The organism is Pseudolysinimonas sp. 10J20-29, assembly GCF_055809595.1.
Genome location: NZ_CM147917.1, coordinates 2234092 through 2248758 on the forward strand (window position 1 = coordinate 2234092; position 14667 = coordinate 2248758).

Here is a 14667-nt window from a genome sequence, read left to right on the forward strand (position 1 = left end):
CCGCCTCGGGAGAGTGGCTTAATGGGCGCGGCGGCGGCGGGCTCCGGATGCCGCGAACAGCAGCACACCGAGTCCCATCAGCAGCAGCGCGACCAGGACGACCTGGCGCGACTCGTTGCCCGTGAGGGCGAGCGTGCCGGTCGACCAGATCGAGGCGTCGTCCTCAAGGGCGAACGTCTCGAGCTCGCGGAGCCGTCCGTCGTTGGCTTCGATCGCCGATACGCGGGCCACATTGAGGACGGTGCCCGGCGCAGCCGTGGGGCTCAGCGTCACCGTGAGGATCACGTCCGGCGTCCGCTGCTGATAGCCCAGCGCGCGGTCCAGGTCGCACACCACCGTGCCGCCGTAGCCGTTCGGGAGCCGGTCGGTGACCTCGCACCCGATCCACTGCGGGCCGTCGACCGCGCGCTGCGGCGTCACCGACACGATCTTGAGCACGTCGGGCACGTCATCGACCAGCTGCACGTCGGTGACGGCACCCAGCCCCGCGTTGCCGATGCTCATCGTGTAGTCGAAGCTCTGCTCCCGGTCGACCCGGGTCGCATCCGTCGACTTGGTGAGCCACAGGTCGGACGTGCGGTCGGTCGGAGTCTCACCACACGCCAGCGTCGCCGGCGGATACTCGACCGCGAGCGTCGTCTCGGGGTTGATCGTGATGCGCACCTGGGCGCCGGAGCGCAGCGCGTACTCGGGCAGCGTCTCGTCGAGCACGAGGTTCTCCCAGTCGGGAGTCTCGCCGGCGATGGCCTCGCGCCAGCCGGGCCAGCCCGTGCCGCGCTCGTCCGCATCGATCGTCGCGCCCGGCCACAGCAGGCGACCGCTCACGACACCGTCCTCCGTCAGCGCGATCGACACCGTCGAGATGACGTTGTCATCGGCGTCGAGCCACTCGACGACCATGGTGCGTCCGCCGACCGCGAGGTTGTGCGCGTCCACCGTGTAGTTCAGCCACGGGGCGTCACTGACGCACTCCGGCGTCGCGGTGGCGTCGAGCCAGGCCACGTCGACCGTGACCGTGTCATCGTCGCCATCGACCACGCGGGTGCTCGACGTGACGAACGCCTCGTTGGCGAGCGTGTCCTGGCGGATCTCCGGGTCGACGCTCACGCCGACCGTGATCGTCGGCGCGATGCCGCCGATCGCCAGCACGGTGTCGAGGACGCAGGTGAGGGTGCCGCCGAAGCCGTCCCGGTCCGCGCCGGTCACGGCGCAGTCGGTCCAGCCGGGTGCCTCGATCTCCCGCACCTTCAGAAGCGCGTCGATCTCATCGACCACGGTCACGTCGGCCGCGTCCACGTCTCCGATGTTGCGCACGTCGATCGTGTAGTCGAACTCCTGACCGCCCTGGATCAGCTCCTCGCTCGCCTCCTTCTCGACGTCGAGCGTTCCGATGCGGAACGTGTTCGTCACGGTCACCTTCGCCGGCGCCCGCGCGTCGGTGATGGTGACGACGCCGTCGGCCGGGGTGAGGGAGCTCTCGATGGCGAGTCCCGCATCCGTCTCCTCGACGGTGCACTCGGCGTCCAGCAGCAGACCGGTGAGCGTCACCGAGTAGTCGTTCTCGTCGCTGAGCTCCTGCGTCGCGTCGCTGCCGAGGTCGATGTCGCGCCAGGCGCCGTTCGCGAGGTAGCGGCACTCGACCGAGACCTCGAAGGGGCCGTCGCCGAAGCGCTCGGCTCCGTCGCCCGTGCGCACCTTGTCGATCGTGAGCGATCCGGTGTCGAACGTGTTCGTGATGGTCACCGCGCTGGAGCCGTCGGCCGGGATCATCGCGGGCGAGAGCTCGCCGATGGTCGACTCCGTCGCCCCGCCGGTGCCGGTCTCGGTCACCGAGCAGTCGGCTCCCGCAATCAGGCCGGTGACCTCGGCCTCGTAGCCGTTGGCGCTGGAGAGCGTCACGGCGCCGCCCTCGGGCAGCGGAATCGTGAGGGTCTCGCCCGACTTCTCCCAGGTGCAGGTGACCTGAGCGGTGAACGGGCCGACGCCGTAGGCGGTCGCGCCGGAGCCGTCGCGCACCTTGGCGATGTCGAGGCTGCCGACCGCGAAGTCGTTGGTGAGGCCCGCCGTGATCGCGCCGACGACCTGTTCGCCGGTCGGGCCGGGAACGGTGACCGCCGCGTCGTCGGCCGCGGTCGTCGCGCCGCCCGCATCGGTCTCGACGACCGTGCAGACGGTGCCCTGCGGGAAGATCGGGTCGAGGGCGACGGCCTCATCGGCCTCGAGCTCGAGCTCGGTCTCCAGCAGCGTCTGGCCATCGAAGAGGCACGTCACCTCGACCGTGAACGGGCCGTCGCCGTAGGCCTCAGCTCCGTCGCCGGAGAGCGACTTGAGCACCGAGACAGTGCCGCCGGCGAAGTGGTTCTCCACGACGGCCGCGTACTCGGCGTCGGTGCCGAGCGCGATCGTGGCCGGGCCGTTCTCGGCAACCGTCACCGGGTCGGCCTCGCCGACGGTGACCTGGATGCGGTTGGCGCCGTCGGCGTCGACCTCGCGTAGGTCGCAGTCGGCCGTCACCGGCAGACCGGCGACGAGCTTCGCCTCGCCGTCGGCGAGCGTGAAGGCCGCGTCGCCCTCGGCCAGGGGCACGTCCATCGTCTCGGCGCCCGTGTCGACGGTGCACTCGAGCGTGAAGTCGTACGGCCCGAACGTGCCGACCGTGCTGGTCGTCGTGACGTCCTTCGTGATGCGCAGCTGCGTCGTGTCGTAGGTGTTGGTGATCGTCGCGCGCTGCGCGCTCGGCACCGCCTCGATGGACGTGGCGGCGGTCGCGACCGTCAGCACGGCGGAATCCCCGGCGATGCTGGCGGGGCTGTAGGCCACCGAGCTCGCCCCGCTGTCGGATTCGACGATCTCGCACTCGGTGCCGACCGGAATGCCGTCCATGCGCGCGACGTACGGGGTCGCGTTGTCCTTCGAGAGCGTGACCTCGCCCGAGCTGGGGAGGATCACCTCGGCGCCCTCGACCTCACAGGCGAGCACGGCGGTCACCGAGTTCGGGGCGTACGCCGCCGCGGCGCCGGCCATCACCTTGGTGATCTGCAGCGGGCCGGTGGCGAGCTGCACACCCGCACGCACCGGCTCGACCCGACGGTCGCTGAAGCCCGGGAACGTCGCGAACACTCCGAAGCTGTTCCAGGCGCGCGACTGCTCGACCGGCACGGTCACCGGGGCGCGGTCGTCGTCGTCGCTGGTCGACGGAACGTTCACCGACTCGTAGGTGACCTTGAGCGAGGCGGCCGGCGGCAGAGTGTTGTCGGCCCCCTCGATGCCGGTGAAGTCGAAGTGCACGCGCAGCGCGGTGACGCTCGCGTAGTCAGCGCTCGGGAACGATGCCCCGTCGACCCACGTCGCCGTGGTGCAGAGCGCGTTCGACTCGAAGTCGGTGCACGGGTCGGCCGTCGTGGTGACCTCCCACGTCATGACCGTTCCCTCGGACAGGTCGTCCGTCTCCAGCTGGACCGCACCGGCGAAGACCGGACGGTAGTCGGTCTCGCGCGAGGCGCCCGAGCGCAGGTACGCGTCGCCGAGGTTCGGCAGCACGTCGATGATGGTCGTCGAGCTCGCGGGCACGTTGCCGCCGTTCGTGAACTGCAGCTTCCAGAGATCGGTGCCGCCGATCACGGTGTTCGCGGCGCACGGCTGGCGGTAGAAGCCCTCGGAGTCGGACACGCACTCGGTCGCGGAGTCCTTGACGTTCTCCGCACCGCTCGTCGAGACGCCCGCCTCATCCACGTCGCCCTTGACCCCCTTGAAGGAGGTGATCGCCGAGGCCGAGAAAGTGCTCACGCTGTGCTCGGTGCGGCAGGTCGCACCGGAGTGGACCACCGGCTTGCCGTTGCCCGACGTGTTCGCGCAGCTGCTGAGCGTGCGGTCGCTGGAGAACTCCATCTGGTTGGTGGCGACGTACGAGGCCTCGAGCCCGGGGGCCACGAGCAGCGGGATGACGATCGTGTACACCTCATCGGGCGCGAGACGGGAGCCGTCGGGCCAGCTCAGCGTGATGGTGCGCGCCGAGTCGTCGTAGTCGATCTCGACCCCGGAGGTCGGCAGCACGCCGCCGGTGCTGGTCGTGAACGTGAGCTCGCTGGTCGGGTCGAAGACCAGCGGTCCGCCGGTGCGCAGCGACGCGTCGATCGGAAGCTGGTCGACCACGACGGGGTTGTCGAGGAAGCCGGTGCCGGTGTTCTCCATCACGAGGGTGAAGTCGACCGTCTCACCCGCCGGGGTGGTCGTCACGGCCGGCGTCTTCGAGATGTCGACGACGAAGCTTCCCGTCGCCAACGCCAGGGTGTCCGTCGCGGATGCCGTGTCGTAGGCGAGCGACGGGTGGCGCACCGTGGCCACGGCCGTGTCCGAGATCGTGCTCGGGAAGGCCGAGCTCGGCACGCTGGCGCGCAGCGCCACCACGAAGTTGATCGTCGTGCTCCACGCGGCGGCCGGAGCCGTCGTCGAGAAGATCGTGCCGTCCGCCTTGGTGTAAACCACGCGGATGCCGGTCACCTCCGACCGGGTGATCCCGCTCGGCAGGCTCGGGCTGGAGGCGACCGTGGTCCCCTGAACCCAGTCGTCGGTGCCGTTCAGCTGCACGTCGACGCGCACGCGGTTGGCGCCGGCCGGGAGCGTCGCGCCGGTGAAGGAGCGCAGCTCGAACGCCTCCCAGAAGTCGGCGTCGGTGTCCTCGACGACGACCTCGCTCGGCGAGGCGGTCCCGGAGCCCTGGTTCGCCGTCAGACGGATGATCAGCTCGGAGGCGCGATCCTTCTCGAGCAGGGAGCTGATGTTCGTGCCCGCGGAGTTGCGGATCGTCTTCGTCGCGGCGACGTCGAGGCCGGCGTCCTGCAGCGTCAGCACGGCCGACGACGAGCCGTAGGCGAGGTCGTCGACGAGCACCTCGTCCCAGAGCTGCGCGAAGGCCGAGTTGGTGACGGTGCCGGGGCCGACGAGCGTCGTCGGCTCGCTGCGCAGGAACTTGCGGAGCTTGGTGTCGAGGTGGAGCGAGACCGAGGCACCCGGCTTGATCGTGCCGCCGTCGCTCGTCGACGAGCCCGCGAACAGGGCGCTCACGCCCACGACGTCGGCGAGGAAGCTCGCGTTCAAGAGCTGGCTCGAGTTGAGCGGGACGGTCTGGGTGGTGCCGTCGGCGCGCAGCACCGTCACGGTCGAGTCGCTCGCGCTGATGCCGGTGCCGCTGAGGCTCGAGTAGCTCACCTTGGTGATGGTGAACTTCTCGAACGGGTTCGTTGCGGGGTCGTAGCTGTGGCCCTCGTACGGGTTGACGAGCGCACCGGAGCCGGACTCGTCCGACAGGTGCGCGCAGTCGCTCAGGACGGTGCACGGCTGCTGGTCGGTGACCCGGATGTACCAGGCGTGCGAGGCAGCGGTGTTCGTTGCCGCCAGGGTGAACCGGCTGTTCGGGTATCCCGACTCGGCGACGTCGCCGGGGAACGGGATCGCGATCGGCGTCGAGACGCCCGCGCTCGCCGACTTGGCGAAGCTGAGACTCGGAACACCGTCGAGCACGACCAGCGAATCGGAGTCCGAGCCGGTGTACTCGCCCGCGTCACCGCTGGCGGCGATGGCGGCCGTGTTGGTGAACGCGCCCGGCTCCCCGCCGCCGACCACCGTGTCCTCGGTGATCCACTGATCCGCTTCGGCGACGCCCGTCGTGTCACGCAGCGTGTTGCGCAGTTCGAACACCAGGTCGATCGTGCGGTCCTCCGGGCCCCCGGCGACACCGGAGCCGACCGGCGGCGCCTCGGCGTCGGTCGTGCGACCCGCCTCGTACTCGCCGAACGTGATGCGCACGCCGACCGTCGACTCCTGCTGCGTCGCGTTCAGGGTGATCGCGGGCATCGAGCCCTCGCACGGCGAGCTGGGCGTGCAGGTGCCGATGCTGGTCCACGTGGTGCCGTCGAAGATCTCGACGCTCTCGACCTGGTCGTACTTGATGTACGGGTCGTTCGACGAGTTGATCGCCTTGATCTGGGTGAGGTTGAACGTCTGGAAGATCGTCTCGGCCACCGGGGTGCCGGGGTCTGCCGGATCGCTGATCACCACGGTGTCGTAGCCGAGCACCTGGTTCTTCCACTCGAGTCGCGCGGTGCGCTTCTCGCGGGACTGGGCGGAGACATCGGTCGCGCCGGAGACCTCCTGCCACGACTTGTCGAGCTCGAGAGCCCCGCTGCCCGCCGGAACGGTCTTGATCGTTCCGATGTCGCTGGCGGCCGCGGAGTCCTCCACGGTGCCGCCTTCCGGAAGTTCCACATCGCCGGTCGCGACCACCGTGGCGGTGTTCTGGTAGTCCACCTCGTCGTCGCCGATCGCCGTCGGGGTGCTCGTGCCGCGGAGCACGTCGCGTGCCTGGAACGCGAGGTTCGCGCGGGCGGTCGAGCCCTGCGAGAAGCCGGACGAGTTCGTGAAGGTGAACCGGATGCCGACGATGTCGGGATCCGAGACGTCGGCGCGGTACAGGATCGCGCCGCCCGAGGCGTTGACCGTCGCGAACGTCGTCCAGTCGGTCCGGTTCGTCGTCGTCTCGACGGTGAGAACCGCCCCCGCCGGAACCTGGGTCGGCGCGATGCCGATCAGGTCGAAAGCGGACCAGTAGTCGTCGCTGAGCCCCGAATCGACGTCGGTGATGACGATCTCGTTCGGCGAGACGTAGCCCGAGTCGCTCACCGTGACGGCCGTGAGCTTCACGGTCGACAGACCGCCCGCGGGGACCGCCTTGCTCGGGACGACCTCCTTGGAGAGTCCCACATTGATCTGCGGGTAGAGCACCTGCAGGGTCGCGCTCGGCGTGGCGCGAGTCGCCGCCCCGGCGTCGTTGTACCCGTCGATCCAGGCCTGGTTGCCGATGTCGCGCACCCCGGGGTCGGCCGCGACCGCGTCCTCAGCGACGTCGAGGCGGAACGGGATGGCGGTGGTCGCGCCGCTCTCGATGGCGCCCGCGAACTCGACCTCGAAGCCGACGATCTTCTGACCGCCGCTGAGCGTGGGAGTCGCCGGGAGGGCGTCGCCGTACTCGAGCACGGCGTCCGCCGGCGCACTGCCGCCGTCGACGGTCCAGCGCACGGTGGCGCCGGTGGCGCCCGTCGGCCAGGAGAAGCCGAGCGAGCGGAACCCGCCGAACGTCACGGAGGCGTCGGAGAGGATCCCCGTCGCCGGCTGCGTCACGGTGAAGGTCTGCAGGATGCCGTTCGAGTCGTTGCGCCCGGTCGTCGTCGCGGTGGTGCTCGTGCCGGCCGGAATCCGCGCGCTGTCGAAGCTCGTCGAGCCCGAGACGACCGAGGTGAGCGGTCCGATCTCGTAGCTCGCGCTGGTGGTGGCGGAGTCGGTGCCCTGGCCGGGAACCGACACGGTGCCGGTGACGCGGGCGGTGACGGTCGAGCCGACGACGAGCGAACTTCCCGAGGACCGGAACGCGGAGCGCTGGGCGAGCTGAACGACGACCGAGCCGGCGGTGCCATCGGCGGTCAGCGTCGTGCCGGTCGACGAGGTGAACACGATGCGCAGGCCGGTCACCTCCGCGGCGGCGACGCCCGTCGGCAGCGCGGCGGTCTCGGCGGGCGCGCCGAGCACCCATTCGCCGTCGACCCAGGCATCCACCTGAATGCGGTCGGCGCCCTGCGGGAAGGTCACGTCACCGAAACCGGTGAGGTCGACGACGTCGAAGAAGTTGGTGGAGAGGGTCGGGTCGGTCGGCACGCTCAGGGTGAGGCTCTCGGCGAGCGCGTTCGAGGTGTTGCGCGTGGTGAGCGTCAGCTCGGAGGCCTCGCCGACACGGAATCGCGTGCTCGACGGCGACCAGGTGGCGCTGGCGGTGGTGTCGATCACGTACGGGATGACGACCGTGGTGGTCGCCGCGTCGGACTTCGGCTCGGCGTTGGAGGCCGTCGCTTCAGCGGAGTTCTCGACCGGAACGCCGTTGTAGGCCCAGTCCGGGGAGATCCCGAGCGGCACGGTGAGCGTGACCTGGATCGAGGGTCCGTCACCGGAGTCGAGACCGACCCCGCCGTCGACGGTGCGCGTGAAGTCCACGGTGAGCGTGCGGTTGTTCTCGCCCGACCAGGCGTAGCTCGACGGGGCGCCGGTCACGATCACCGAGGAGTTGAGCGTCAGCGCGTCGAACTCGGACGGCAGCACGTCGACGACCTGTGCGTCGAGACACACCGCGCTCGAGCAGTCCACGGCGATCGTGTAGGTGAACGACTGGCCCGGCTCAACGCTCGTGCGGCTGACGCTCTTCGTGATGTCGAGCACGGCCGGGTACTCGGCGGCGGTCGCCGGCGTGGCGACGATGAACGAGCCGAGAAGACCGGCGAGCGCCGCGGTGAGCAGGGTGGACGAGAGTGCGCGACTGCGTCGGCGCGACAGACTGAACAAGCGGGGGCCCCCAAGCGAGACGGTGCTCAGGCGGCAGGTCGGCGGCCCGAGACGGGATCACCGTCGCTTCGACGCTAACGAGCAGGCAGGGCGAGGTGTCAGTCCCAGGACAGGGGAGACCCGTTTGGGGGTGAACCGGTCGTGCGCGCGCGGAATGGTCCGATCGAGGCTCAGCCGAGGACGCCGACCGAGGCCAGCGCCGCCCGCAGCAGGGTGCCGCGGCCGCCCTCCATCTCCGCGTGAACGGCGGCGCTCGACGCCTCCGCCGGGGTCATCCAGGTGAGCTCCAGCGCATCCTGACGCGGGTCGCAGGTGCCCGTTACCGGAACGACGTAGGCGAGCGAGACCGCGTGCTGTCGCTCGTCGAGGTAGGCCGAGAGGCCCGGAATCGGGAAGTACTCGGCGACGTGGAAGGGAACGGGGCTCGCCGGCAGCTGCGGGAAGGCCATCGGACCGAGGTCCTTCTCCAGGTGGCGGTACAGCGCGTTGCGCAGCGTCTCGCCGTACATGACGCGACCGCTGACGAGGGTGCGCGAGATCGCGCCGTGCGGGTTGGCGCGCAGCAGGACGCCGACCTCGGTCACGATGCCCATCCCGTCCAGCCGCACCGGCACCGCCTCCACATAGAGAAGGGGCATGCGGCGGCGCACCTCGGCGAGCTCCTGGTCGCTCAGCCACGCCGAGTTCGGCTCGGGGTCGCGATCGCGGTCGGGAGTCGGGTCCGGGGTTCCAACGGAGGCCATGATCCATTGTCTACCGTGGAGACATGCAACTCGACTCCGACGCGGTCATCTGGTCTCGCCCCGAAGCAGAGCGGGCAGGCCGGCCGCTGCTCGTGCTGCTGCACGGCCTCGGCAGCCACGAGGGCGACCTGTTCGCGCTCTCGCCGTACCTGCCGACCGAGTTCACGATCGCGGCGGTGCGCGCTCCCCTGCCGGAGCCCGCCGGATTCGCCTGGTTTCCGCGGCACGAGTCGCTGCCGCTCGAGGAGCGGGTGGAGAGCGCCGCGCAGGGCGCCGACGCCTTCGCGGCGTGGCTCGCCAACGCCGCCGCGGGGGCCTCGAGCGTGGGGGTGCTGGGCTTCTCGCAGGGCGCGATGGTGTCGCTGCTGACGATGCGGCGGCATCCCGGTCTCGTCGACTTCGCGGTCGCCCTCTCCGGCGGCGCCTTCCCGCGCCCGGAGCCGGCGGATGCCGCCCTCGCCGCGCAGCGCCCGCCGGTCTTCTTCGGCTACGGCCTCGACGACATGATCGTGCCCCAGCGGATGTTCGAATACACCGCCGGCTGGCTCGACGAGAACACCGACGCGACGGTGCGCTCCTACCGCGGTCTCGCACACTCGATCTCGGATGACGAGCTCGGCGACATCGTCGCCTTCCTGCGCGCGCGACTCTGACGGCGGCTCCGACGACAATAGGGGGATGCACGCCGCGCTCGAGCGTTTCTCTCCCGCCACGCGGGAGTGGTTCTCCGGCGCGTTCCCCGAGCCGACGGCGGCGCAGGTCGGGGCCTGGGAGGCGATCAGCGCGGGCGGCCACGCCCTCGTCGTGGCGCCCACCGGATCCGGCAAGACCCTGTCGGCGTTCCTCTGGAGCCTCGACCGCCTGGCCACCACGCCGCCGCCCGAGCAGCGCCGCGCCCGCACGCGCGTGCTGTACATCTCGCCGCTGAAGGCGCTCGGCGTCGACGTGGAGCGCAACCTCCGCTCGCCGCTGGTCGGCATCACCCAGACCGCGCGCCGGCTCGGCGTCGAGGCGCCGCCGATCGAGGTCGGCGTGCGCTCCGGTGACACCTCGAGCGCCGACCGGCGGCTGCTGCGAGCGCGAGCCGCCCGACATCCTCATCACGACCCCCGAATCGCTGTTCCTGATGCTCACCAGCTCGGCGCGCGAGAGTCTCGCCAACGTGGAGACGGTCATCATCGACGAGATCCACGCGGTCGCCGCGACCAAGCGCGGCGCCCACCTGGCGGTGTCGCTGGAGCGACTGGATGCGCTGCTGGAGCGTCCGGCGCAGCGCATCGGCCTCTCGGCGACGGTCCGCCCGCTCGACGAGGTGGCGCGCTTCCTCGGCGGTCGCGCGCCGGTGACGATCGTCAACCCGCCCGCGCAGAAGACCTTCGAGCTGCGCGTCGTCGTGCCCGTCGAGGACATGCGCGAGCTGGGGGTGCGCCGCACCGAGCCGGCCGCCGAGGGCGAGACCGGGCTGCAGAGCGCCGGTTCGATCTGGCCGCACGTCGACGAGTCGATCGTCGACGAGGTGTTGAAGCACCGCTCCACCATCGTGTTCGCCAACTCGCGTCGGCTTGCCGAGCGGCTCACCGCGCGCCTCAACGAGGTCTACGCCGAGCGCGAGAGCGGGTTGAGCGCCGAAGGCGGGTCGAGTGCCGCCGAAGGCGGTGTATCGAGACCGCTCGCCGTGAGCGGGTTGAGTAGCGATCCGCAGGATCGCGTATCGAAACCCAGCCCCGCGGGCCTCGATACGGCGACCCTGTCGCCTACTCGACCGGCTCACGACCCCGTCCTCGCCCGCGCCCACCACGGCAGCGTCAGCAAGGAACAGCGCGCGATCATCGAGGACGACCTCAAGTCGGGCCGCCTGCGCTGCGTGGTCGCGACCAGTTCGCTCGAGCTCGGCATCGACATGGGCGCCGTCGACCTCGTCATCCAGGTCGAGGCGCCGCCGAGCGTCGCGAGCGCCCTGCAGCGCGTCGGCCGCGCCGGACACCAGGTGGGCGAGATCTCGAAGGGCGTGCTCTACCCGAAGCACCGCGCCGACCTGCTGCACACCACCGTCGCGAGCGAGCGGATGCGCACCGGCCTCATCGAGGCGCTGAAGGTGCCCGCGAACCCCCTCGACATCCTCGCCCAGCAGACGGTCGCCGCCGTCGCGCTCGAGAACCCCGGCGGCCCGCTCACCGTGGACGATTGGTTCGACACGGTGCGCCGCAGCGCGCCGTTCTCGACCCTCCCTCGCTCCGCGTTCGAAGCCACCCTCGACCTGCTCTCGGGGCGCTACCCGAGCGACGAGTTCGCCGAGCTGCGCCCGCGCATCGTCTGGGATCGCGTCGCGGGCACCCTCACCGGGCGCCCAGGGGCGCAGCGGCTGGCGGTGACGAGCGGGGGGACGATTCCCGACCGCGGGCTGTTCGGGGTGTTCATCGTGGGGTCGGAGGTTTCGACAGGCTCAACCACCTCAGGCGGCGCAGCTACTTCAGGCGGCTCGACCGGCTCGGGCGGGTCAACCAGCTCGGGCGGCGCAGGCGCCTCAGGCGGCTCGACCGGCTCAGGCGGCTCGGGCGGGTCAGGCGGCGGGCGACGGGTCGGGGAGCTCGACGAGGAGATGGTGTACGAGTCGCGGGTGGGCGACATCTTCGCCCTCGGCGCCACCAGCTGGCGCATCGAGGAGATCACCTCCGATCGCGTGCTGGTCAGTCCCGCCTTCGGGCAGCCGGGCCGCGTGCCGTTCTGGAAGGGCGACGGGCTGGGCCGCCCCGCCGAGCTCGGCGAGGCGATCGGCGCGTTCACGAACGAGCTCGCCAACGCGCGCGGCGAGAAGTCCGCCATCCGAGGCCGCCTCGAGCAGGCGGGCCTCGACCCCTGGGCGGTCGACAACCTGCTCGGATTCGTGGCCGACCAGAAGCAGGCCACCGGCACCGTGCCGAGCGACACCACGCTGCTCGTCGAGCGCTTCCGCGACGAGCTCGGCGACTGGCGCCTCGTCTTGCATTCCCCGTACGGCATGCCCGTGCACGCGCCGTGGGCGCTCGCGGTCAACGCGCGCATTCGCGAACGCCACGGCGTCGAATCGGCCGCGATGGCGGGCGATGACGGCATCGTCGTCCGGCTGCCCGAGACCGACGCCGAGCCTCCCGGCGCCGAGCTGTTCCAGTTCGAGCCCGAGGAGCTCGACGCGCTCGTCACCGAGGAGGTCGGCTCCTCCGCGCTGTTCGCCTCGCGCTTCCGCGAGTGCGCCGCCCGCGCCCTGCTGCTGCCGCGCCGCAACCCGGGTCGACGCTCCCCGCTCTGGCAGCAGCGGCAGCGCAGCGCCCAGCTGCTCGAGGTGGCCCGCAAGTACCCGAGCTTCCCGATCATCCTCGAGACGGTGCGCGAGGTACTGCAGGACGTCTACGACCTGCCGGCCCTGACCGCCCTCACCCAGCGCATCCAGCAGCGCCGGGTGCGCCTGGTCGAGGTGGAGACGGACGTCCCGTCCCCTTTCGCGAGCACCCTCCTCTTCGGATATGTCGCTGCGTTCATGTACGAGGGCGACTCCCCGCTCGCCGAACGCCGTGCGGCGGCGCTCTCCCTCGACCCGGGGCTGCTCGCCGAGCTGCTCGGCCGCGCCGAGCTGCGCGAACTGCTCGACCCCGGGGTGATCGCGCAGACCGAGCGCGAGCTGCAGCGCCTCGACCCGGACCGGCACGCGAAGGATGCCGAGGGCCTGGTCGACCTGCTGCGCCTGCTTGGGCCGCTCTCGGTCGCCGAACTCGGCGAGCGCGCCGAATCCGGCGTCAACGTCGCCGGCAGCGTCGAGGCACTCGCGCGCGCGAACCGCGTCATTCGGGCGAGCGTCGCGGGCGAGCCCCGCTGGGCGACAGTCGAGGACGCGAGCCGTCTGCGCGACGCGCTCGGGGTGCCGCTGCCGATCGGCGTGCCAACCGTGTTCCTCGACCCGGTCGAGGATCCGGTCGGCGACCTCATCAGCCGCTTCGTGCGCACCCACGGCCCGTTCACCGCCGGCGATGTCGCCGCCCGGTTCGGGCTCGGCGTCGCCGTGGTCACCGACGTACTGAAGCGGCTGGCCGCCGACCGGCGCGCGGTCGAGGGCGAGTTCCGACCCGGGGCGAGCGGCGGCGAGTGGGTCGACACCGAGGTGCTGCGGCGCCTGCGCAGCCGCTCGCTCGCGGCGCTGCGTCACGAGGTCGAGCCGGTGCCGCAGCGCGCCCTCGCTCGCTTCCTGCCCGAGTGGCAGCAGGTCGCCGCCCCCGGCCGCGGCGGGCTGCGCGGCATCGACGGGGTGCTCGCCGCGATCGAGCAGCTTGCCGGGGTGGCCCTTCCCGCCTCCTCGTGGGAGAGCCTCGTGCTGCCCGCGCGCGTGCGCGACTTCAGCCCCGCCATGCTCGACGAGCTGACGACGAGCGGGGAGGTGCTCTGGGCCGGCGGCGGGGAGCTGAGCGGCGGGGACGGCTGGCTCTCGCTGCACCTCGCCGACCTCGCCCCGCTCACGCTCGTGGAGTCGCCCGCGGCGGCCGCGATCCGCGCCGAGCCGAACGACGTGCAGGCCCGCATCCTCGCCGCCCTCGCCGGCGGAGGCGCCTTCTTCTTCCGGCAGCTGCAGAGCGCGACCACCCCGCCGGACGGCACGCCGATCCCGGACAAGGAACTCGCCGAGGCGCTGTGGGAGCTGGCCTGGGCGGGCATCGTCGGCAACGACACCCTGGCGCCCGTGCGCGCCCGACTCGGCGCCACGACGACGCGCACGCGCGCCACCCCGCGCGGCCGCCCCGCCCGCTCGCGGGCCCGCGTCGCCTCGTCGCTCGCGATGTCGAGCCCGCCGACGCTCGCCGGACGCTGGAGCCTGCTGCCCGAGCCCTCCGCCGATGCCACGCGCCGCGCGAGCGCCCTCGCCGAGAACCTGCTGGAACGGCACGGCGTCGTCACCCGCGGCGCCGTGCAGTCGGAGGGCGTCGTGGGCGGCTTCGCCCTCGCCTACCGCGTGCTCAGCAAGCTGGAGGAGACCGGGCGCACCCGGCGCGGCTACTTCATCGACGGGCTCGGCGCCGCGCAGTTCGCCACCCCCGCGACCGTGGATCGGCTGCGCGCGCACGCCGACGACCGTGCGCGCTCCGGCGCCGCAGCCGACCCGACCGCGCTCACCCTCGCCGCGACCGACCCGGCGAACGCCTACGGAGCCGCCCTGCCGTGGCCGGAGACCGCCGGGCACCGACCGGGCCGCAAGGCCGGCGCCCTCGTTGTGCTGGTCGACGGCGCGCTCGCCCTCTACGTCGAACGCGGCGGCAAGACCGTCCTGACTTTCGCCGATCCGAGCGCCGAGGCGGACGACGCGGAGTCGCGGAGCGCCTTCCTGGGCGCCGCCGCCCGCTCGCTCGCCGAGACGATCCGCGCCACCGGCGGACGCCTCCGCGTCGAGAAGGTCGACGGCGTGTTCAGCGTCGGAACCGAGTTCGGCCGACTGCTGGAGCAGGCGGGCTTCGCCGCGACTCCGCAGGGGATGCGCCTGCGCGGCTGACCGACCGGCCGCCGCCTCGCACCGCCTAGC

3 protein-coding genes and 1 pseudogene are annotated in these 14667 nt (G+C 71.6%); 2 read left to right on the plus strand and 2 right to left on the minus strand.

Annotated features, from left to right (window positions below; genetic code table 11):
• Positions 1-18: 18 nt before the first annotated feature.
• Together AC0L6Y_RS10830 and AC0L6Y_RS10835 are read right to left on the minus strand one after the other, a co-directional pair.
• Positions 19-8385: a DUF5979 domain-containing protein gene (locus AC0L6Y_RS10830; protein ID WP_473552204.1), complete on the minus strand. Its 8367-nt coding sequence runs from the start codon at positions 8383-8385 to the stop codon at positions 19-21.
• A gap of 170 nt (positions 8386-8555) precedes the next feature.
• Positions 8556-9128 (minus strand): NUDIX hydrolase family protein, encoded by a 573-nt coding sequence (locus AC0L6Y_RS10835; RefSeq protein ID WP_473552206.1) that lies wholly within the window; start codon positions 9126-9128, stop codon positions 8556-8558.
• Positions 9129-9151: 23 nt separating this feature from the next.
• Here AC0L6Y_RS10835 and AC0L6Y_RS10840 point away from each other — a divergent pair, with 23 nt between their 5' ends.
• Both AC0L6Y_RS10840 and AC0L6Y_RS10845 read left to right on the plus strand, forming a co-directional pair.
• Complete coding sequence (locus AC0L6Y_RS10840; protein ID WP_473552208.1) at positions 9152-9781, plus strand: alpha/beta hydrolase; 630 nt, start codon at positions 9152-9154, stop codon at positions 9779-9781.
• A 25-nt stretch (positions 9782-9806) separates the two neighbouring features.
• Positions 9807-14637, plus strand: a pseudogene (locus AC0L6Y_RS10845) (DNA glycosylase AlkZ-like family protein).
• Positions 14638-14667: the final 30 nt, after the last annotated feature.

What these genes read in the sequence shown, in the direction of transcription:
- AC0L6Y_RS10840 (WP_473552208.1), top strand. Translation starts at nt 9,152, where the DNA reads ATGCAACTCGACTCCGACGCGGTCATCTGGTCTCGCCCCGAAGCAGAG.
- AC0L6Y_RS10835 (WP_473552206.1), bottom strand. Translation starts at nt 9,128, where the DNA reads ATGGCCTCCGTTGGAACCCCGGACCCGACTCCCGACCGCGATCGCGAC.